The organism is Paenibacillus taichungensis (assembly GCF_003287275.1).
In the GTDB taxonomy this organism is placed as follows: Bacteria; Bacillota; Bacilli; order Paenibacillales; family Paenibacillaceae; genus Paenibacillus; species Paenibacillus taichungensis_A.
The window spans coordinates 57,250-79,544 of sequence record NZ_QEVW01000006.1 but is presented as its reverse complement, the minus strand read 5'-3'; the positions used below and the strand labels follow the sequence as shown (position 1 = coordinate 79,544).

The following is a 22,295-nucleotide window of genomic DNA, read 5'->3' as shown; positions in this document are numbered from 1 at the left end:
ATGAGTGCATCTGAAATAGGTTGGATCATACTGACTTGTGTATTGGGCGTACAGTTGATGTTTGCAATATGGAATGTCTCCTGTCTGCCTAAAGTGCGTTCTTTCAACACAGATAAATTGAAAGAAAAGGATATTCTGGTCTCTGTGTTGATTCCTGCCCGCAACGAGAAACTGCACATTCAAGGATGTCTGAAAAGTGTTCTTTCCAGCGATACAACCGGATTCCAGATGGAAGTACTGGTGCTGGATGATCGTTCGGAAGATGAGACCGCAGCCATAGTTCAGTCGATTGCCGATCATGATCCACGTGTGCGGCTGCTGCATGGTGTGGAGCTTCCCGCAGGTTGGATGGGGAAATCTCATGCCTGTCACCGACTGGTGCAGGAGGCCAAGGGTGAATGGTTTATGTTCGTGGATGCCGATGTGCGCTTGGAACCTGCAGCCATACGGCAGACCATTGCTGCGGGGTGTGAGCAGGGCGGCGGTCTCGTAACAGGATTCCCCTATCAGGTGACGAAGACCTGGATGGAAAAGCTCGTTGTACCCATGATGAAATTCACCATCATCAGCCATCTCCCCATTTTTATGATACGCAGATCATCTAATCCGATGTTTGTAGCCGCTACAGGGGCGTTTTTGCTCATTCACCGTTCCAGTTATAAGGCCTCGGGTGGACATGCTGCAATCCAGGCTGATCTAGTCGATGACATGAGTCTGGCGAAGGCGGTTAAGCGTGCGGGACATCCCGTTATGTTGGCCGATGTTCATGATGTGACGAATACACGAATGTACCAGAATGGTGCAGAAGTGTGGAATGGGTATAAGAAAAATATGTACGAAGGCATGGGGCGCAAAGATGTGCTGCTGTTAGGCACGATGCTGATGTATACACTGATGTATATTGTGCCTCCACTCGGTCTGGTTATCGGTTTGTTGACGGGCAATGCTACGTCCATCATCTATGGTCTTACGGGAACCGTGCTCGGAATGGCAATCAAAAGGGTATCGGATCACGCTGGAGGACAGCCCTGGTGGCTTGCTTTCCTGCAACCGATTAGTATGGCCTGTGTCATTGCGATCGGCATAGCTTCCTGGCAGGCAGGTCGTTCCGGCAAGGGGTATGTATGGAAAGGTAGGCGGTACAGTTGAAGGGGAACGTCATTATTATCGGTGCAGGATTTGGAGGGCTATCGTGCGCCATTCGACTAGCTTCACAGGGCGTACGGGTCACCATTCTGGAGCGGCAGGAGCGGGTTGGTGGAAAGCTGCAGCAGATCGAGCAAGATGGATATCATTTTGACCGGGGACCAAGTACGATCACGATGCCCGCAAGCTTTCGTTCCGTCTTCGATCACGCAGGTGTAGTGATGGAGGATTACGTTCAGTTATATGAGCTGGAACCACGTACACGTAATAGTTTTGCAGATGGGACCGTAGTTGATCTGTCGGGCAATCGAGAGAGGATGAAGGAGCAGATTGCTTCCTACAGCCCGGAAGATGCAGCTCGTTATGATGCATTTATGGATGAGTCTGCTGCGCTGTATGCGGAAGCCAATCGTCATTTTCTTGGAAAGCTGCTGTTGTCGCCCAAGGATAAATATAATCTTCGAATGCTGCGCAGTCTGCTGCGGGTAAGGCCTATAGTGAAGTTGGATAAGCTGCTGCGTTCTTATTTCCATCACCCTCATACCCTCGCGATGTTCGGTCGGTACGCGACCTATGTTGGATCATCCCCATATCAGGCGCCTTCAATCTTTGCCATGATGGGTCATGTGGAAGCAGAAGAGGGCATATATGGCGTCAAGGGTGGAACCTATCAACTAATAGAAGCAATGACACGGCTTGCACAGGAAAAAGGGGTGCAGATTGTTACCGGCACCGATGTCCGGCAAATTGTTGTCAGACATGGTAAAGTGGCAGGTGTGGATACGGATCAGGGCTTCCGGGAAGCCGATCAGATCGTTGCCAATGGAGATGTGCTGAGCGTCAATCGGCTACTGCTCGCGCCAGAATATCGCAAACAGATGAGCGATGAGCGAATTCGCAAGTATGAGCCGTCGATTTCGGGATTCGTGACACTGGCTGGTGTGCGGAGACAGTATGAATCCCTGCTGCACCATACCGTCTTTTTCCCAGAGCGGTATGAACCGGAGTTTGACCATATTTTCCGTGAACGAAAAATGCCTGCCGATCCCACGATCTACATCTGTTATTCCGGTTATTCGGAAGCGGGTATGGCTCCAGCGGGAGCCAGCAATCTGTTCATTCTGGTGAATGCTCCGTATTTGTCGGACTCCTGGCATTGGGATGAGCAGATGGACCGATACGGTGAATTGGTGTTGGAGAAGCTGGCCGAGCGGGGCATTACGGGATTGAAGCAGTCGGATGTGCTGATCCGGTACACACCTCAACATATAGAACGGGATACACTCGCCCATCAAGGGTCGATCTACGGCATCTCGTCCAACTCCGTGAAGCAGACCTTCATGCGTCCCGGCAACAAAAGCAAGGATGTGCAAGGGCTGTGGTACGTGGGCGGAACGACGCATCCGGGCGGCGGAACGCCGATTGTGACGTTATCCGGGCAGCTTGTTGGAGCGCAGCTTGCATCGGAAATCGTCACGTAAGTTATAGAACGAATTCGTATAACAGAATGACTGATCCAACCTCCAAATATCTGAGTAGGAAATATAAGTTGAACCCCGAAATTCAAATTATTGTTGGGTTTCGGGGCAACCTTTCCATTGCTGGGCCGGAACGTTATACTGGTAGAGTTGACGCATTGAGTGTGAATATCATTTATAATATAGATCCAAATCATACCGTTTTAACGTTACATAATAAGAATTAATATTTCCGAGAATTTCTCTGCTGCATTGGGCAAATTCCTGAACGGAACTTAACCGGAACTGGCAACTGATCCTGTCCATCAGCACTATTCTCACATAAGGAGGTCTCATCATGAATGAACAAGAGCGAGCCGGCAAACGGCTGCTTCCCGAGGTGGCTACGGGGGAACGGAAACTGGAGCATGTGCGCCTCTGTCTTGAAGAGAATGTGGCAGGAGAAGGGGTAACCAGCGGAATGGAGCGGTATGCTTTTCGTCATAACCCGTTACCTGAATTGAATTTTGAAGAGGTACGTCTGGAGACTTCGTTTATTGGAAAAAAGGTGCGCACACCCCTGCTCATCAGTTCGATGACGGGTGGAAGCAAAACGACGGGCGCCATCAATGAGCGGCTTGCCCGTGTGGCGAACGCCCGAGGCTGGGCACTCGGCGTAGGATCGATCCGGGCTGCCGTGGAACAGCCCGAGCTGGCAACGACCTTTGATGTGCGGCGCTGGGCACCGGATATTCCGGTCATTGCGAACCTTGGCGCGGTTCAGCTGAATTACGGCTTCAACACTGCTGATTTCCAGCGGGCAGTTGAGATTGCTGGCGCAGATATGCTGGTGCTGCATTTAAACAGCTTGCAGGAGATTTTCCAGCCCGAAGGAAATACGGATTTTAGCGGATTACTTCATCGAATCGAGGATTTGTGTCAGCAATTGGATGTGCCTGTTGGCGTAAAAGAAGTGGGTTTTGGTATTGATGGAGTAACAGCACAGCGATTGTACGAAGCAGGTGTGGCTTTTATCGATGTGGCTGGAGCAGGCGGCACGAGCTGGGTGCAGGTCGAGAAGTTCCGGAATTCGAATCCGGTACGTCGTGCAGCAGCAGAAGCTTTTGCAGACTGGGGCATTCCGACAGCGGAGTGTATTCAGGAAGTCAGAGCGGTAAATCCTGCGGGTGCCTTGATTGGGAGCGGTGGACTGTACACAGGCGTTGATGCGGCCAAAGCCCTTGCGCTCGGTGCAGATCTGGCCGGGTTCGGCCGATCTTTGCTCGAATCCGCAGTCGCTTCCGATGATGCGCTGAATGAGCGGTTGGAGCAGGTTGAATTCGAGCTGCGTACGGTCATGTTTGGCATTGGCACAGGCCGGATTGCGGATTTGAAACAGACGCCACGTCTGATGGAGCGGCGATAAATTTGAATTTGTATATGTGAGCTGAGCTAACGAACCGGATGCACCTTATTATGTGAATTTGCTTGGGATGAATAGGCTAACGAACCGTAGACATGCTATTCCTGTAAAACGTATGGTGGGACATGCGAAATGAAGGAATAAAGCGTCTGTGGTTCGTTACCCCGCTGAATCTGTGCAATTAGGATCTAATAGCACGTGTGTGATTCGTTACAAGTTGATAGCTATAACGTATTAGAGGCACCCCGTCAGGTCTTGGCGTATTGGGGAGCCTCTTTTTTTTGTTTGACGAGAGAGAGAAGGGCTACATACATTCTTCTTTCACGGTTATCTTTTCGTTGGTTACCGTCACATAGGAGTTGCCAGACAAGTATTCGGTATAACCGCAAACCGTCTTGTTATAGGTTTCACCACGGCTGTCCGTAAACTCCAGATAGATGGATCCTTCTCCGGAGAGTCGCAGCTGTGGAGCGAACTTCACTTGTTCACCCCTGGGTACACCTTTCTTGAAGGTGTATATCTTACCCTCATTGTTTGTCTTGGACGAGTCAATGCCGCTACTCACGCGTGCTGTGATATTTGAAAGATCATAGTCGGACTGATTATAAATCGTAATCCTTAAATGTCTAAAGGGTTCCAACGCCTGGTAACCCATAGAAATAACTAATCCAATGAAGAGAATCAGTGCAGATAGGATGATTATTTTCCTTTTTGAAAAGGGACGACGCGTATTCACAAGTAGTCTGCTCCTTTCTTTCATATACATATAAACAGAGTGAGGTAACCAAAAGTTGTATATTACTTGGCTGGAATTGCACCATGCAGACCATGGTATAAAAAGATACAATACTATAGAGTGCAAAAAGATCATACATAGAACACTCGAACTAGGAGGGAAACCAATGGAACTGATCCCAATGAATCAAGAAGAATATGCAAGTTTCCGTGTTCGCTCGATTAAAGATTTTGCAGAAGAGAAAGTGGAGGCGGGTACTTGGGCTGCGGAAGAGGCGCAGGGACTTGCGGAGGCATCCTACGACAAATATTTGCCTGAAGGGCTGAATACACCGGGTGCTTACCTCTATAATCTGGTACATGCCGTGGACGGGAATGTGGGTTATATCTGGTTTAACATTACGGATAACCGCCGTGGCAAAGACGCTTTTTTGCTGGATATTGTGGTCGAAGAAGCCTATCGGGGCAAGGGTTATGGTACAGAGACGATGGAGGCACTTGAAAGGGAAGCCTTGAGTCTTGGCGTAGATCGCATTGGTCTGCATGTGTTTGGACATAATGTGCGGGCAAGCAGCCTGTATCGCAAGATGGGGTATGAGGTAACCGATCTAACCATGTACAAGGAAATCAAAGGGTAAACCTAAACACGGATAATCTAAGTCAAACGTATGATCTACGCAAAACGAATCATCCGCAGTAACCGGGGATTTCGGGAAGTGGATAGTACTCTGGTCGAATTGGCGAAGTTCCTTGATGCCTTGGGGTTTGTCATATATAATGTATAGGATTATCCATACCGAACAAGTAATCAATGAGGAGTTGTCATATACATGGCTTTGAAAGCTGGAATCGTGGGCCTGCCTAACGTTGGTAAATCCACACTGTTTAACGCAATTACACAAGCTGGTGCCGAATCGGCAAACTATCCGTTCTGTACGATTGACCCGAACGTGGGGATCGTTGAAGTACCGGATGAGCGTTTGTACAAATTGACAGAACTCGTTGTACCGAAAAAAACGGTACCAACGGCGTTTGAATTTGTAGATATTGCAGGTCTTGTTCGCGGTGCGAGCAAAGGCGAAGGTCTTGGTAACAAGTTCCTTGCCCACATTCGTGAAGTAGACGCAATTGTACACGTGGTACGCTGCTTTGTAGACGAGAACATCACACACGTCGATGGCAAAATTGATCCGGTAAGCGACATCCAAACGATTAATCTGGAGTTGATCCTGGCCGACATCGAGAGTGTCGAGAAAAAAATCGATCGCTCCAAGAAAAACATGAAGGGCGGCAACAAGTCAGCTGCTCAGGAAGTGGAAGTACTGGAGAAAGTGAAGGCAGTTCTGTACGAAGACAAGCCAGCACGCAGCATGGAGCTTACAGATGAAGAGCGTCTGATCGTGCGCGATCTGCACTTGCTTACCCTGAAGCCTGTTTTGTACGCAGCCAATGTAGCTGAGGACGAAATCGGTGATGTGGCGAACAATGCTTATGTGCAAAAAGTAAGAGAATTCGCAGCTGCTGAAAATGCAGAAGTGGTACCGATCAGTGCGAAGGTTGAAGAAGAGATCTCGGAGCTTGAAGGCGAAGATAAACAAATGTTCCTGGAAGAGCTCGGTATCGAGGATTCCGGTCTGAACCTGTTGATCAAAGCTGCTTACAAATTGCTGGGTCTGTACACGTACTTCACAGCAGGCGTACAGGAAGTTCGTGCTTGGACAATCCGTAAGGGTACCAAAGCACCGGGCGCAGCGGGTGTCATTCACACCGACTTCGAGCGCGGATTCATCCGTGCAGAGGTTGTTTCCTACGACGATCTGGTTGCTGCCGGCTCCATGAACGGTGCCAAAGAACGTGGACAACTTCGTCTTGAAGGTAAAGAGTATGTTGTCAACGACGGCGATGTTATGCACTTCCGCTTCAACGTTTAATTATCGATAATCCAGATAAGAAAACATACTTGAATATACGAGTATAGCAGCTCTGTCGTCTTCTTTTGAAGATGGCAGGGCTTTTTACATATCGCAGAATATTCTTCAAAAAGCCTAAGGTATCCAACAATAAAATTGTCTGTATCTCCTGTACATCCTACTGGATTGTTTACTCGCTCTGGATATAATAAAAGGAAGGAGACTCATGGGAGGTGGCAAGTTTGGAGAAACAGTCGAAGTACGTTCGATATAACCAAACGCTTGTGCAAACAGCTCGTTTGCCAGAGGAGACGGAGGAACTGTTATTGAGATTCGGCTTGCCACAGTTCCGCTTGAATGATGAGGATTTGTTCGGTATACATTTTAAACCTCTGACAGAACAAGGCCTAATACGGACTCTGGATGATCGGAAAACGTTACTTCCTATTGGCTATGAGTATGAGGAGACGTCAGCTATATTGGGACTCGAGACGGACGTGGGTACGCTCTACAGGGTGGATGTGCAAACGGGACAGTACAGCCTGATTAACTCCAATCTGAGCCTATTTATCGAGTTTTTGCAAAGGTGTGCTGCATTTATTAATGAGAATTCGGAGAGCTGCGAGCCAACTATGATGACGCTCGAGCAAGCACAGGCGAAGCTGGCTGCTTTTCGGCGGGGTGAGATTATGCCTCCACAACAATCTTCTTCTCAATCCGCGAGGGAACAAGTGCTAAAGCAGCTCCGTTTCTCGTTTGCGGAAAAGGACCCAATGAGTGTCTTGAATGAGGAGGCGTGGTGGAGTGTTGTGCTTGAGCAGCTGGAGGATGAGCTCTTATAGTCCTTTGCAAATTAATTTGGTTGCTTAGAATAAGTAAATCAAAATTTGGATGCAGGATCCGCAAACAGTTGCTATTCAGAAACATAAGAATATGCTATAATTAAGAGTCGTATACCTATGTTGAATTTCACGCTCGGCTTAATGAGTTGAAGCGGGTTGATACCGGGTACGCGATTTCTTTTATATAACTTAAAAGTAAAGGATTTGATGACGTTGTAGCGATGTTATACGTCGATCATAAAATGAATGTTACGGTCAGGGATTTCTGAGAACCCCGTGCCTTGTGAAATATAAATGATCTGATGATGCATGAATGAATGAATGAATGCCTATCGGAATCGAATGAATGTTGAAATGCTGGAACGAAAATAACGCGTGAGGTGACTATACATGTTTGATAAATTACAGGCGTTAGCCGACCGTTACGAGAAACTCAGCGAGCTGCTGTGTGACCCGGATGTAGCGAGTGACAACAAGAAGCTGCGGGAGTATTCCAAAGAGCAATCGGATTTGCAGCCTACCTATGAGGCGTACAATGAGTACAAACAAGTGAGCCAGGATCTCGAAGCTGCCAAAGAAATGCAGGGCGAGAAGCTGGATGACGAGATGCGTGAAATGGTCAAAATGGAAATTGATGAACTGAGCACTCGCCAGAAAGAACTGGACGATCTGATTCGTGTTCTCATGCTGCCCAAAGACCCGAATGATGATAAAAACGTCATCGTTGAAATTCGCGGTGCAGCTGGTGGGGATGAAGCGGCGCTGTTTGCAGCGGATCTCTATCGGATGTATACACGTTATGCCGATACCCAAGGCTGGCGCGTCGAACTGATGGACGTTAACACCAATGATCTGGGCGGATTCAAAGAGGTTGTATTCCTCATTAATGGACGCGGCGCTTACAGCAAAATGAAATATGAAAGTGGCGCACACCGTGTGCAACGTATTCCTACAACGGAATCGGGCGGCCGAATTCATACGTCTACTTCCACAGTAGCAGTTATGCCTGAAGCCGAAGATTTCGATATCGAAATCCATGATAAAGATATCCGTGTAGATACGTTCTGTTCCAGTGGTGCCGGTGGACAATCGGTTAATACCACGAAATCGGCTGTACGGGTAACTCACGTTCCAACGGGAATTGTGGCTACTTGTCAGGATGGTAAATCCCAGAACTCGAATAAAGAAAAAGCATTGCAAGTTCTGCGTACGCGTATCTTCGATATGATGCGTCAGGAAGAAGAAGCGAAAATTTCGAGTGAACGGAAGAGCAAAGTGGGTACAGGCGACCGCAGTGAGCGGATTCGTACTTATAATTTCCCACAAAGCCGTGTTACGGATCACCGGATCGGTTTGACGATGCACAAGCTGGATCAAATCATGAATGGTGAGATTGCTGATATCGTGTCTGCGCTGACGATTGCCGAGCAGACGGATATGATGGATAGAGGAGAATAATGCTGTGACCCGCGCGCAGTTTGTCATGACGCCGGAACAGAGTTGTCGGGAAGCCTTCGTGGAGGCTTCCTCTTTTTTGGAGAAGTGCGGCGTGTATGAGCCGCACAACAATGCCCGGCTGCTGCTGGAACATGTACTCGGCCGCGAAGGGGCCGCGTACTATATGATGCAGCCGGAGCCCTTTCCCAGCGAGCTTCGCAGCCGCTGGGAAGACGCCGTCACGCGCAAGGCTGCGGGTGAGCCGGCGCAGTACATTATCGGCAGCCAGGAATTCTACGGGCTGCCGTTCGAGGTCACGCCGGCCGTGCTGATTCCGCGGCCGGAGACCGAGCTGCTGGTCGAGGCTGTGCTCCGCGAAGCCGACCGCGTGTTTCCCGGCGGCGCTCCGCTCGCCGTCGACATTGGCACGGGCAGCGGCGCCATCGCAGTGACGATGGCTTCGCAGCGCCCGCACTGGCAGGTAGGCGCCGGAGATATCTCGGCGGCTGCCCTGCAAGTGGCCGCGCGGAACGCGGCCGCGAACGGGGTACAGATCGACTTCCGTGAAGGCGATCTGCTGGCCCCGTTCGCCGGGGCACGGGTGGACATCCTGGTGTCCAACCCGCCTTACATCCCGGCGGCAGATATCGCCGGGTTGCAGCCTGAGGTGCGCGATCATGAGCCGCGCACGGCACTGGACGGCGGCCCGGATGGACTGGGGCCGTACCGCATCATGCTGGAGCAGTTGGCGCTGCTGCCTGCACCGCCGCAGATCATCGGTTTTGAGCTGGGGCAGGGACAGGCCGGGGACATCGCAGCCCTGCTTGAATCAGCCGGATATTGGCCGGAAATTATCGTCGTGCCGGACCTTGCAGGCATTGAACGGCATGTACTGGGTGTTCGTACTTCGGAACAGGTGACGAAAATGTAAGGTTCTGCGGGTTTTCTTTTTGCCGTGAAATCCTCTACAATGAGATATACCGAAGATTGCTGAATGCTTGGAGGAACATAACTACATGCTGCATAAATTCAAAAAAATAGACTATTCGATTGTTTTTATATTGCTCATTCTGATGGTCATTAGTATCTTGTCGATCTACAGTACTACCTTCGGCAGACCGAAATGGGAAGCCTTCCCCAAAAGAGCCGTAATATTTTACATTATAGGTTTTATCGTTTTTTTCGGGATGTCCATGATCAACTACAAAGTGATTATTAAAAATTATCTATACATTTACGCGGTAGGCATGATTTTGCTTATCCTGGTCATGTTTATCGGTCAGGAGTACTACGGGGCTCAAGGATGGTTATCCATATTTGGCCTCAGCTTGCAGCCTGCCGAGTTGTTCAAACTATGTCTGATTGTTTTCCTGTCAGCGCTTCTGGCCAGGAAGAAAAACAGGCCGTTGTTTTTTGGACGAGATGTCATCCCGATCTCACTCTGTGTGCTTCCCCCGTTGCTGCTCGTCTTGCTTCAAAATGACTTGGGGAATGCGTTGAGTTATGTCGTTATCCTGGTAGGGCTTCTCTGGATAGGCAATATCAAATTTACGCATGCCCTGATCGGTTTTGTCATAGCGGTGGCCGCTTTGATCGGTGGGACACAAGCCTACATTCATTATCATGATGAAATTGTAAAGTTTCTGAAGGACATTGGTCGCTCTCACTGGGCAGATCGTTTCGACCCCTGGCTTGTGCCGGATCAGACGTCAAGGGACGTGCTCTGGCAGACCTACAATGCCAAGTTGGCTATAGGTTCTGGAGGGATTAGCGGTAAAGGATACATGGAAGGTACCACGATTCAGTCGAATCGGGTGCCGCTGGCCTACGCGGACTCGATCTTTGTGCAGATTGGTGAAGAATTTGGTTTTGTTGGGGCATCGGTGCTGCTGCTGCTCTACTTTATCTTGATTCACAGGCTGGTGCTGATTGCACTGGAATGTAAGGACAGGGCAGGGCCATATCTGATTGTCGGTATTATAGCGATGCTGCTCTACCAGATCTTTGTCAACATTGGTCCGTTCATTGGTCTCATGCCGCTGACAGGCATTACACTGCCGTTTATCAGTTTCGGGGGAACCTCGCTTGTTCTCAACATGCTTAGTATGGGACTTGTGATGAGTATCAAAGTGCATACAGAAGAGAACGAGGATATTCTCGGTTCCGCAGAACAGCCAAGCATTACGGAACTGGTATTGAAACTATTTAGACGCAAATCAACACAGCAGGAGCAATAGTTTTGACCCTGGGCAGATTCTTTGCAAGTGAATACGATATAAGCCAACCCTGAAATCAACAGATCGGAGCAAGATGATCTGTGGGTTTCAGGTTTTTTGTTGTTTTGTTTGGCGGATTTCCAATTTGTCTTCCAATTCTATACAATGGTAATATTAAAGACTTCTGGAAATAATTATTGGGTTATTGAGCCTCAGGAGGATTCGTAGGAACATGCTGAGAATGCTGAAGAAGATGGACGGGGTTATTCTGTTTGTGTTGCTGCTGCTTATGGTCATGAGTGTATTTACGGTGTACAGTGCGATTCAGTCCGATCCAAAATTGGGCAATCATCATATCAAAACCTTGCAGTTTTACGGGATTGGATTCGTAGCCCTCATTGGTATTGGATTAGTCAATTATAAACTGTATATTCAATATGCATTTTATATTTACGGGTTCGGGATTGTCCTGTTGATTCTTGTTAATTTTATAGGGGGCACGATCAATAATGCGAATGGCTGGATAAAGATTAATGATTATCTTTCTTTTCAACCGGCAGAATTGTTTAAAATGATATTAATTCTGTTTCTGGCGCATGTATTGGTCAAAAGAAAAAATTCTACGCTTCGTTTCTGGAAAGACATCGTGCCCATTGGTTTATGGACGTTCGTTCCTTTTGCACTCGTAATGATTCAGAATGACCTGGGCAACGCTCTCGGATACATCGTGATTCTGGTCGCTGTGTTATGGATAGGGAATATCAAGTGGTCTCATGCATTAATTGCGCTTGTTATTGTGGGCATCACCTTTTTTGGATTCGTCAAAGCATATACGTCGTATCACGATGAGATTTTCACCTTTCTGGAAAAGGCGAACCGGGAGCACTGGGCCGAGCGGATTGACCCCTGGCTTGTACCGGATAAAGCAACGTCGAAGGCCTCCTGGCATACAAAAAATGCGGGTCTTGCCATAGGCTCGGGAGGTATAACAGGCAAAGGTTACATGCAAGGCACATCCGTTCAATCGGGGCGTGTACCGTATACATATTCGGATTCCATTTTTGTGGTTATTGCCGAGGAGTTTGGTTTTGTAGGCGGTTCTGTGCTGCTCTTACTGTATTTTATCCTCATTCATCGCATGGTGTTAATCGCTTTACACTGTAGAGACCGGGCAGGACCTGTTGTGATTGTGGGTATTATCGGCATGCTGTTATATCAGGTGTTTGAAAATATTGGCGCTTTCCTCGGGCTGATGCCGCTTACGGGCATTACGCTGCCGTTTATCAGCTATGGAGGCACCTCGTTGCTCATTAATATGGCATGTATCGGGCTGGTGATGAGCATTAAATTGTATGGTCAGGAAGACGAGGATGAGCTTCTTATGGGAGAACAACGACCTACCTTGCTGGAACGTTTATGGAGTATGGTCAAAAAGGAAAAGACAACAGCGTAATCTTAAACTTTGGTATGATTCAACTCTGTCAGGGACATGCATCTTCCCATTCAGAAGGGTGTTGAAGTAGGTTATGGAGCAGTAGATGATTTGTGTGCTAGTCTGATCTTTGCCTGCAGCAGTCAGGTGAAGATCTTTTTTTTGTTTTAAGGGTGTGTACATGTTCAACTTCGGAAGAATTACAAATTTAATTTTTATTGACAAATATTTCAATTCTGTATTATCCTAATTTTAACTAGATTATATCAGTAACTTACCCGCCTACTTACACTCTACACGTTAGACATTAATCAATACTTTGAAATTGTGGGTTATATACCTACTCCTCATCCATACACCCAGTCATGCCAATGATGAAAGTAACCGTAATTCGCTGGTGTACTCTTCCCTAGATTATCAAAATTGTTCAGCTTCCAAGATCCTCTGATATCCCATTGTCCTTCAGCTCAACGTACTATGATCCTTTTTGAGTTATCCTACTTTTTTCTGCGAATCTATTTATTCCATCCATGAATTTCAGCGGCCCAGATTTCTTTTCCTATAAATGAAATCGATTACATTTTATTGTAAACGCTTCCTTAAATTCGAGTTTGATTGAAACAGAAAGGGTGAAAAGGCGATGTGGATTAACAAACATAGTCTTTCAGCAGCATTAACGAGACAAGCAGTAGGGAGTACAGGGCGTGATCCTCCTGCTAACCAAAATGTGAGGCTGCTGCTGAATTCCAAAATTAAAACCCCAAAGGAGAGTTATGTGATGAACCTAAATCGAGTTGGTACGATCCCTTCATTTGTAAAGGTGTTCATGCTCTTGTTTTTATCTTTTGCACTAACCGTTTCAACTTTTGCCATCGGACCAGCGAAACAAGCTGACGCAGCTCCTCTTCCAAAGAAAATTATTGCTTATGTGGCTGGTTGGGCCAACTGGACCGCGAATGATATCAAGGCAGAACAGCTCTCTCATATCAATTATTCCTTCGCTCTCATATCCAACGGCAAAGCAACAATTACAAACTCAGATCGTACCAAACTGCAACTGATGGTTGGACTGAAATCCAGAAACCCAGACCTGAAGGTGTTATTGTCTGTTGGTGGTTGGGGAGCTAACGGTTTTTCAGACGCTGCGCTAACGGACGCCTCACGCACAACATTTGCGGACAGCATTGTGCAGTTGGTAACCTCCAATAATCTGGATGGCGTTGATCTGGATTGGGAATATCCGACCAACCCTGCTGCGGGTACAACTGCACGGCCGCAGGATAAACAAAACTTCACACAACTGCTCTCGAAGGTTCGTGAGAAGTTGAATGCTCAAGGACAGATTAATGGCAAACAATATCTGCTGACCATTGCTGCCGGAGCGAGCAGCAGTTATCTGAACGGTGTGGAAATCAATAATATCACGCCTCTGCTCGATTGGATCAATCTGATGACTTACGATTTTCATGGAACCTGGGATGCAACTACAGGTCATCATACGAATCTGTCCGGAAGAGATATTAGTGTAACGTCTGCGGTTAATCTGTTCAAAAATAGCGGTGTTCCCGCGAACAAGCTGGTCATTGGCGGAGCCTTTTATGGCCGGGCCTGGACTGGTGTTCAGAATTCGAACAATGGTCTGGACAGGCCTGGTTCCGGTGGTTTTGAACCCGACTACAACACTATTGTCAGCCAATATTTGAATAAAAACGGATATACACGGTACTGGGACAGCAGTGCCCAAGCTCCTTATCTGTTTAATGGGAATACCTTTATCTCCTATGATGACCCACAATCGCTCAGCCTGAAGGTGCAATATGTGAAAAACAGCAATCTGGGTGGCATCATGTTCTGGGAGTACAGCAATGACCGTTCAGGTGCGCTGCTTCAGGCCGTATATTCAGAGGTTATGGGTGGGGGCACGGTGCAGCCTCCGAATCCAAGTGGGTACAACTATCTGGTTGCTCAAGCCAATCAGCAAATCGTCTCTGCCGAGAATCAAGGCAATGACCAGCTTGTCGCCAATCGGACGACGGCTGGAGACTGGGAGCTTTTTGAATGGATCACGAACGCCGATGGGACGGTATCCCTCAAGTCCAAAATCAATAATAAATATGTCACGGCAGATGTTAATCTGGGTGGTGCCCTGATCGCAAAAGCCACAACCATTCAGCAATGGGAGAAGTTCAATCGTGTAGATTTGGGTGATGGAACAATCGCGTTGCAGGCTCTCGCCAATAACCTGTATGTGACCTGTGATCTGAATAACGGCGGTAAGCTTGTAGCGAGCCGCAATTCGGTTGGCGGGGCTTGGGAAGCTTTCCGGGTGAATAAATAACCGAGAAGCCGAGAAGCAAGGGCGTTTATGCAGCATGCTAATTGGAACAATAAGGGTAGGTTAGCGTTTTAGATTTATCAAGGAAGTGCCAGCCGACAAGTGTTCCATAGGCAGGCGCTTCTTTGCTTTTCGTCAGTTTCATGAAGGGGATAATAGTCCTTTCGTTTGAAGTATTACCCGCCTATTAAAATTTTAGTAGATTTGTAATCTAGCAGGTTTACTTCTGTCTCTTCCGGGCATACTGATAGACATGAGAGAGTTACAGGGATCATGATCACGGGAGCCGAGGGGGAGAACGGAATGAGCAGAAAAATCGTGAAACAAATTGGACTAATAATTGTATGTCTTATGATGATAATTATGATGTGGGAAGGTCAGAAAACGGATGCAGCTGTGGCGGCCACAGCGATTCCGGAACAATCCATTCGCTTGCGTATTCTCGCGAACTCGGATGCAGCAGGAGATCAGTTGGTCAAACGCGAGATTCGTGACGCCGTCGTTGCCCAAATGAATGAGTGGGTAACCGAACTGGAGAATCCGCAAAGTCTGGATGAAGCGCGTGGGGTCATTCGTCAGCATCTATCTGAAATCGAGGACCGTGTAGGAGAAGAGCTTGCCAATCGTGGGTTAACCTATTCATATCAGGTGGAACTTGGAGTGGTTCCGTTTCCAACCAAATTATATGGCGGTACCGTATATCCTGCTGGAGATTATGAAGCAGTGCGGATAACACTGGGTAAAGGTGAAGGGCAAAACTGGTGGTGTGTGTTGTTTCCACCATTATGTTTCATTGATGCAGGAACAGGTGACGCACTGGCGAAGCCTTCAACAGCAACAGCGTCAGCAGCTGCTGAGCCTGGCGACGAACAAGCATCTGTGCAGGCAGCTACACCGGAAGCTCGTTTCTTCCTGTGGGATATGGCGGTCAAATTATGGGATTGGGTATCGGGATTGTTTGCATAATATGGTGCTAGATATAAGCTTTATCAGGGGACTTCGATTCACGGAAGTGCCCTTTTGTTTTATTATGGGTTCGAGTCAAAGACTATGTGATGTTAATCGCTGGTAAGATTCAGACCGCATCCTTGGGCAGAGCAGATATGTTATAATTACAGTAATCAGAAAACATAAGCGAAGAAAGCATCTCGGAAGCGGGATGACTTGCATTAACTACCTTACTGAAGTTTAGGAATGATGGATATATGACGAGAGAGAACGAGCAATTGCATCAGTCTACCATGAAAGGTATGGAGAACGGTGAAAATACAGAGGAAATGGTTACGAGTATGTGGGATGTCAATGTACTGGTAACCGATGAGAACACGGATAATGTGGCAAAAGAAAGTGTGTATAAGCAGGCGCTCGCTGACTTGGAGGATGCCGCAGCCTGTCTTCGTCAAGGACAAACCGTGGCCTTCCCAACCGAGACGGTATACGGTCTGGGTGCAGATGCTCGCAGTACAGCTGCGGTGGAAGCTGTATTTGCAGCCAAGGGGCGGCCTTCGGACAATCCGCTGATTGTTCATATTGCACAGCGTGACCAGTTGGATTCACTGGTCACGGAAGTGAATGGCACAGCGGAGGCCCTGATGGCGGCCTTCTGGCCAGGGCCGCTTACGCTTGTGCTGCCGGTTAGGCCAGGGGCGGTATCCCCGCGGGTTACCGCCGGTTTGGACACGGTGGCCGTGCGGATGCCGGATCATCCGGTGGCCTTGCAGTTGATCGCGGCGGCGGAATGCCCAGTCGCCGCGCCAAGCGCCAACCGCTCCGGGCGGCCAAGCCCGACCCTCGCCGCACATGTGCGCGAGGATCTGGCAGGCCGCATCGGCGGCATCGTGGACGGCGGCCCCACCGGGGTGGGCGTCGAGTCCACGGTGGTGCAGGTCGGTGACGACGGTACCGTCACCATCCTGCGCCCTGGCGGCATTACGGCGGAACAATTGTCCGCCGTTGCCGCCCGTGTCGCCACGGACCCGGCGCTGCTCGCCGAGGGGCCCGGTGGCGATGACAGCCCGGCGCCGCGCTCGCCGGGCATGAAGTACACGCACTACGCGCCCACAGGTGCGTTGTGCGTGGTGGAGGGGCCGCCCGCAGCGGTGGCGGCCTGGATCAGCGCCGCCCTCGCAGAGGCGGCGCAGCGCGGGGAGCGCACCGCGGTGCTGGCGTTCGCCGAGCACGCGGAGCAGTACCGCGCCGATGCCGTGTTCTCGCTGGGCGAAGCCAGCGAGCTGGAAGAAGCAGCGCGCCGGCTGTACGCCGCGCTGCGCAGCTGCGATGAGCAGGGGGCCACATATATTGTGGCTGAAGCCTGCTCGCGCGAAGGGCTGGGAGCAGCCGTTATGAACCGGCTGCTCAAGGCGGCAGGTCACCGACTCATTCAGGTCGGTGACCGATAGCTCCCTTTTTCCATAATATCGTTATGAATATTTCCCTCTGGCACCTGCCCTCCAGCCACGACAGCCATTCATTCTTTGAATGCCAGCAATGCAAAAAGTCTTCTCAGGTCATGTTTATGTTCTTGTCCGCATATGGTGTACAAGAACCTTTACGTGACTTGGGGGTATGGGGATGTGGGATGTGTCTGCCCATGTAGGGCAGTTGGTAACCATTTTGATTATGGCCGTCGCTCTCGGACTCGACGCGTTCTCACTCGGCATCGGGATTGGCATGAAGGGTATTCGTCTGAGAGACGTATTGCGAATCAGTACCGTAACGGCCCTGTTTCACATCATCATGCCGCTCATCGGTATGTATACGGGCAAATACGTCAGTTCCCTGCTTGGTGACATTACGACGTATGCAGCTGGCGGTCTGCTGGTCCTGCTCGGCGCCCATATGATTTTGAACGCTTTCCGGGAGGGAGACACCAAACTGGTGGATCATCGATCTCTGCTCGGTGTGATTCTATTCTCACTAAGTGTCAGTGTGGATTCGTTTTCCGTTGGAGTCTCGCTCGGCATGTTCAGCAGTGACTTGGTGTTAACAGTACTGGCTTTTGGTGTCTGTGGTGGAATAATGTCCGTTATGGGTCTGTTGTTGGGACGGCGTGTGAGCCAAAATATGGGCGATTACGGGGAAGCGGTTGGCGGAGCGATCTTGCTCGCTTTTGGACTTTTGTTTATATTTTAAAAAACGACGTTAACCATGATTACAGCCTAGTGCAGTCTTCAATATATAGTTATGAGATTCATCATTGGTTCAGATGGTGTTTCAAACATGATTCGACAACATTTGCAAAATGGGGAGGCTAACCACAATGAAACATATTTTGTTTGTATGTACAGGGAATACATGTCGCAGCCCCATGGCGGAGGGACTTTTACGTAAACTGGCGTCTGAGCGGGGCATTCAGGTGGATGTTCGTTCCGCAGGTGTAGCCGCAACAACGGGCATGCCGATTTCCCGTCATGCGGAGGCCGTATTAAGGGATCACAACGTTGATGGACCACCTCATTCGACGCTCCTTAGCTCCAACTTGGTCGGTTGGGCCGATCTGATTCTCACGTTGACACGCAGTCATAAACAGCATGTCATGCAGGTTTTTCCCGACTCTGTACACAAGACCTATACCTTGAAAGAGTATGTGGAAAATGACGAACAAGTCCTGAATGATCTTCAGGAACTGGACAGCCTGTTTGCGACATTGGAGATGAAACGTGCGCTAGGTCAGGAGATTTTGGCATCTGAACGTGAACGGGCAATCGAGATCAGACAGCGGATTCCGAGCTTTGATATTTCCGACCCGTTTGGCGGCAGTCGCGATGATTACAACATAGCTGCGGCAGAGATTCGGACCGCGCTCGACAGACTTTTGGACAAGCTGGGTTAATTGGATTCGTTTAATCATACGAGCTACCGGTGGATTACGATATAAAAAACGTACACGGGATGTAAATTACCCGTTGATTTTAAACGCAGGTTGTTTTATGATGGATGGGAAAACAGGGATCCGGTGTAACTGGCGACGAAGTGGACATAACCACGATGGAGCACCGGAACAAACGGCCGGTCGCCTGGGCAAAAGAGCAATTCTGCGTTACCCGCAGACTGCTCTTTTTTTCGTCTTTCATCTGATTATTCGCTATAATAGTACCTGAAATGCCATGCAAGAATACCAAGGGCAGCCAAGAGGAAGCCGGGCATGATTTTATCGGGAGGCGATAGGATGACTATTGAGTTAGATTCGGAACAACCCGGATTGCATGAACAGACCGCATCCATTCTGCGTGAACTGGCGCTTGCCGGACAGCTTGGAACTGGACAGATCGTTGTGATCGGTACAAGTACAAGTGAAGTTGCAGGCAAACGGATTGGTACAAGCGGTGCGGTTGAAGTAGCGCAGCAGCTTCTTGCGGGTATACGTGAGGTGCAGCAGGAGTTTGGTTTTGATGTTGTATTCCAATGCTGTGAGCACCTGAACCGTGCACTGGTTATGGAGCGTTCTCTGCTTACACGGCTTGGATTGACTGAAGTGGGTGCAGTACCTGTGCCCAAAGCAGGCGGTTCCATGGCATCCGCAGCGTATCGCTCACTGACCGATCCATGCCTGGCTGAACATGTGCAGGCCCATGCGGGACTGGATATTGGGGAGACGATGATTGGCATGCACTTGCGGCGTGTGGCAGTACCCTTCCGCACAGGACTCCGCTACATCGGTGATGCCCGTGTAACTACAGCGTTGACTCGTCCAAAGTTGATTGGCGGCGAGCGTGCAGTGTATCGTATGGAAGAGCAACCAGATTCGACATTTTGTGACTGATATCTTCAACCTATATAAAGCCAAATTAGACTTTACACGAAAACGGAGAGTGCAACACCAATCTGAAGAAGCGAAGCGTTCGCCTGAAAGCTTTCCGAAGGAAAGCTACATCGGAAGCATACGCTATCCCCATGATTTCCCCCTTATTATAAGGGAGTTCAGAAAAATCTGGGGATAACAGCGATCGGAAGATGGTGATGCAATCGAAGTCAGGAGTGTAACCACTGTAGTTTCGCTTTATAACTTCACTTATACCTGGGAGGAATTTAATCATGGAACAATTGCGCAAGAATGACCCGGCAGTACTGGAAGCGATGAATCTTGAACTGAAACGTCAACAAAACAACATTGAGCTGATCGCGTCTGAGAACATCGTAAGCGAAGCGGTTATCGAGGCAATGGGATCTGTACTTACCAACAAGTACGCTGAAGGATATCCGGGCAAACGTTACTACGGTGGTTGTGAGCATGTTGATATCGTAGAAGATATCGCGCGTGATCGTGCCAAAGAATTGTTTGGAGCAGAACATGTGAATGTTCAACCTCACTCCGGTGCACAAGCGAACATGGCAGTATACCTTGCGGCTCTGAAACCAGGTGATACCGTTCTGGGTATGAACCTTGCACATGGCGGACACCTCACACATGGTAGCCCGGTTAACGCTTCCGGTTTGCTGTACAATTTCGTGGCATACGGTGTACAAGAAGATACATTCCTGATTGATTATGATGAAGTGCGCAAAGCGGCATTTAAACATCGCCCTCGTATGATCGTTGCAGGTGCAAGTGCATATCCGCGTACCATTGATTTTGAAAAGCTGGCTTCCATCGCCAATGATGTAGGCGCTTTGTTCATGGTGGATATGGCTCACATCGCAGGACTGGTTGCTGCTGGTTTGCATCCAAGCCCGGTTCCACATGCGCATTTCGTAACGACAACTACACACAAAACGCTGCGTGGACCTCGTGGTGGTATGATTCTGTGCCGCAAAGCTTGGGCAGCAGCGATTGATAAAGCGGTATTCCCGGGTTCCCAAGGTGGACCTTTGATGCACGTGATTGCTTCCAAAGCGGTAGCATTCGGTGAAGCATTGCAACCTTCGTTCAAAACGTATGCAGAGAATGTCGTGAAAAACGCACAGGTTCTGGCTGAAACATTGATCGCTGAAGGATTGAACATCGTATCCGGTGGTACAGACAACCACTTGATGCTGATCGACACACGCAGCGTGAATATCACAGGTAAAGAAGCCGAGCATGTACTTGATTCCATCGGCATTACCGTGAACAAAAATGCAATTCCGTTTGATCCAACCAGCCCATTTGTAACGAGCGGTATCCGTATCGGTACACCTGCAGCAACTTCCCGTGGTATGAATGAAGAAGCGATGGTAGCTATTGGTAAGATCATTGCCAAAACATTGAAAAACCCTAAAGATGCAGCTAAATTGGACGAAGCCCGTGCTGAAGTAACGGCGCTTACCGACAAATTCCCACTCTACACAGACCTTAAATACTAAAAAAAACTTGCTCATGGTGTTTGTATTTGAGATGTTCTTCATGTAAACATGCAGACGGAGCAAACCGAAAGAACCTGAAGAAGCGTAGCGCTCGCCTTTATCACCGGAATTCCACCATTTATTAATGGATTAAAAGAATTCTGGGGATAACAGCGATCAGAAGGTCGTTCGATTTGCGGAGCTTCATAGTGTTTACACATTTTTTAACATTCAACTGACATAACAGCGAGAGCAAAAAGGACCGGAAGACTCATTTTTCCGGTCCTATTTTTATAGGATTCGGTTTTCTGTAATGATTGAGTGCCCTTTGATGGTGTAATTCGGTGTAGGTGATGATATAATATACAGGATTTATCGGGGCCTATGAATGATGATTAGGCATATTTGGTAATGCTGAACATGAAGAACATACCGGAGGGACAAATTAGATGGGAAAATTAGTAATATGTGATCACCCTTTGATTCAACACAAACTGACGTTTATACGCGACATGCGTACGAATACGAAAGATTTTCGTGAATTGGTGGATGAAGTGGCAACACTGATGGCTTATGAGATTACAAGAGATGTTGAGCTGGAGACTATTGATGTACAGACACCAGTAGCTGAAACACAAGGAAAAGTAATTTCTGGACGCATGCTTGGGCTGGTTCCGATTTTGCGTGCGGGCCTTGGGATGCTGGATGGCGTTGTTAAATTGCTGCCAGCGGCAAAAGTAGGACATGTAGGTTTGTTCCGTGACCCGGAAACCCTGCAACCTGTTGAGTACTACACCAAGCTGCCTACAGACGTTACAGAGCGTCAGTTGATTGTCATCGACCCGATGCTGGCAACTGGCGGTTCGGCCATTGCTGCCATTGACGTGCTCAAAAAACGCGGCTGCACGCAAATCAAAATGATGAACCTGGTGGCAGCTCCTGAAGGAGTAAAAGCTGTTCAGGATGCGCATCCGGATGTAGACATCTACGTTGCTGCGCTGGACGATCGTCTGGATGATCACGGCTATATCGTTCCCGGACTGGGAGATGCAGGAGACCGTCTATACGGCACTAAATAAGCATATCGCATGCTTTGTAAGA

The 22,295-nt window shown here is 48.7% G+C and carries 19 protein-coding genes and 1 riboswitch; of the genes, 18 read left to right on the top strand and 1 reads right to left on the bottom strand.

What is annotated here, in order from left to right:
- The 3 genes from DC345_RS09705 to fni all read left to right on the top strand — a co-directional run bounded on the left by DC345_RS09705 (position 1) and on the right by fni (position 4,029).
- Positions 1-1,149, top strand: a complete 1,149-nt coding sequence (locus tag DC345_RS09705) for a glycosyltransferase family 2 protein (protein WP_113052919.1) — start codon at positions 1-3, stop codon at positions 1,147-1,149.
- Positions 1,146-2,627 (top strand): phytoene desaturase family protein, encoded by a 1,482-nt coding sequence (locus tag DC345_RS09700; RefSeq protein WP_113052918.1) that lies wholly within the window; start codon positions 1,146-1,148, stop codon positions 2,625-2,627. Before DC345_RS09705 ends, DC345_RS09700 begins: the two co-directional genes overlap by 4 nt.
- 334 nt (positions 2,628-2,961) lie before the next feature.
- On the top strand, positions 2,962-4,029 hold the full coding sequence (gene fni, locus DC345_RS09695; RefSeq protein ID WP_113052917.1) for a type 2 isopentenyl-diphosphate Delta-isomerase: 1,068 nt from the start codon (positions 2,962-2,964) through the stop codon (positions 4,027-4,029).
- A gap of 301 nt (positions 4,030-4,330) precedes the next feature.
- Here the strand turns inward: fni and DC345_RS09690 are convergent, their stop codons facing one another.
- On the bottom strand, positions 4,331-4,762 hold the full coding sequence (locus DC345_RS09690) for a hypothetical protein (protein WP_113052916.1): 432 nt from the start codon (positions 4,760-4,762) through the stop codon (positions 4,331-4,333).
- Between the two features lie 166 nt (positions 4,763-4,928).
- Here DC345_RS09690 and DC345_RS09685 point away from each other — a divergent pair, with 166 nt between their 5' ends.
- The 15 genes from DC345_RS09685 (at position 4,929) to upp (ending at position 22,273) form a co-directional block, all read left to right on the top strand.
- Positions 4,929-5,399 (top strand): GNAT family N-acetyltransferase, encoded by a 471-nt coding sequence (locus tag DC345_RS09685; RefSeq protein WP_113052915.1) that lies wholly within the window; start codon positions 4,929-4,931, stop codon positions 5,397-5,399.
- Between the two features lie 192 nt (positions 5,400-5,591).
- Positions 5,592-6,692, top strand: a complete 1,101-nt coding sequence (gene ychF / locus DC345_RS09680; RefSeq protein WP_113052914.1) for a redox-regulated ATPase YchF — start codon at positions 5,592-5,594, stop codon at positions 6,690-6,692.
- A gap of 221 nt (positions 6,693-6,913) precedes the next feature.
- Entirely contained in the window at positions 6,914-7,513 is a 600-nt protein-coding gene (locus tag DC345_RS09675; RefSeq protein WP_181586542.1) for an SUKH-4 family immunity protein, read from the top strand.
- A gap of 390 nt (positions 7,514-7,903) precedes the next feature.
- Positions 7,904-8,971, top strand: coding sequence for a peptide chain release factor 1 (gene prfA / locus DC345_RS09670; RefSeq protein ID WP_063566965.1), 1,068 nt, complete (start codon positions 7,904-7,906; stop codon positions 8,969-8,971).
- A 25-nt stretch (positions 8,972-8,996) separates the two neighbouring features.
- A complete protein-coding gene (gene prmC, locus DC345_RS09665; RefSeq protein ID WP_113053329.1) occupies positions 8,997-9,881 on the top strand; it encodes a peptide chain release factor N(5)-glutamine methyltransferase in 885 nt (294 codons plus the stop codon).
- A gap of 85 nt (positions 9,882-9,966) precedes the next feature.
- A complete protein-coding gene (locus DC345_RS09660; RefSeq protein ID WP_113052912.1) occupies positions 9,967-11,187 on the top strand; it encodes an FtsW/RodA/SpoVE family cell cycle protein in 1,221 nt (406 codons plus the stop codon).
- Positions 11,188-11,398: 211 nt separating this feature from the next.
- A complete protein-coding gene (locus DC345_RS09655) occupies positions 11,399-12,619 on the top strand; it encodes an FtsW/RodA/SpoVE family cell cycle protein (protein WP_113052911.1) in 1,221 nt (406 codons plus the stop codon).
- A 757-nt stretch (positions 12,620-13,376) separates the two neighbouring features.
- The gene (locus tag DC345_RS09650) at positions 13,377-14,936 is read left to right on the top strand and encodes a glycosyl hydrolase family 18 protein (RefSeq protein ID WP_258530600.1); all 1,560 of its coding nucleotides are present in this window, start codon (positions 13,377-13,379) and stop codon (positions 14,934-14,936) included.
- 300 nt (positions 14,937-15,236) lie between these two features.
- Positions 15,237-15,899 carry a stage II sporulation protein R gene (gene spoIIR / locus DC345_RS09645; protein ID WP_113052910.1) on the top strand — a complete coding sequence of 221 codons (663 nt, stop codon included), beginning with the start codon at positions 15,237-15,239 and terminating at the stop codon, positions 15,897-15,899.
- A gap of 284 nt (positions 15,900-16,183) precedes the next feature.
- Complete coding sequence (locus DC345_RS09640; protein ID WP_258530599.1) at positions 16,184-17,332, top strand: L-threonylcarbamoyladenylate synthase; 1,149 nt, start codon at positions 16,184-16,186, stop codon at positions 17,330-17,332.
- 172 nt (positions 17,333-17,504) lie between these two features.
- The gene (locus tag DC345_RS09635) at positions 17,505-18,065 is read left to right on the top strand and encodes a manganese efflux pump MntP (protein ID WP_113052908.1); all 561 of its coding nucleotides are present in this window, start codon (positions 17,505-17,507) and stop codon (positions 18,063-18,065) included.
- A 127-nt stretch (positions 18,066-18,192) separates the two neighbouring features.
- Entirely contained in the window at positions 18,193-18,765 is a 573-nt protein-coding gene (locus tag DC345_RS09630) for a low molecular weight protein arginine phosphatase (RefSeq protein WP_113052907.1), read from the top strand.
- A 115-nt stretch (positions 18,766-18,880) separates the two neighbouring features.
- Positions 18,881-18,962, top strand: a riboswitch (ZMP/ZTP riboswitch).
- 139 nt (positions 18,963-19,101) lie between these two features.
- Positions 19,102-19,695 carry a TIGR01440 family protein gene (locus DC345_RS09625; protein WP_113052906.1) on the top strand — a complete coding sequence of 198 codons (594 nt, stop codon included), beginning with the start codon at positions 19,102-19,104 and terminating at the stop codon, positions 19,693-19,695.
- Positions 19,696-19,967: 272 nt separating this feature from the next.
- On the top strand, positions 19,968-21,215 hold the full coding sequence (locus DC345_RS09620) for a serine hydroxymethyltransferase (RefSeq protein ID WP_181586540.1): 1,248 nt from the start codon (positions 19,968-19,970) through the stop codon (positions 21,213-21,215).
- Positions 21,216-21,643: 428 nt separating this feature from the next.
- Complete coding sequence (upp, locus tag DC345_RS09615) at positions 21,644-22,273, top strand: uracil phosphoribosyltransferase (protein ID WP_053782842.1); 630 nt, start codon at positions 21,644-21,646, stop codon at positions 22,271-22,273.
- Positions 22,274-22,295: the final 22 nt, after the last annotated feature.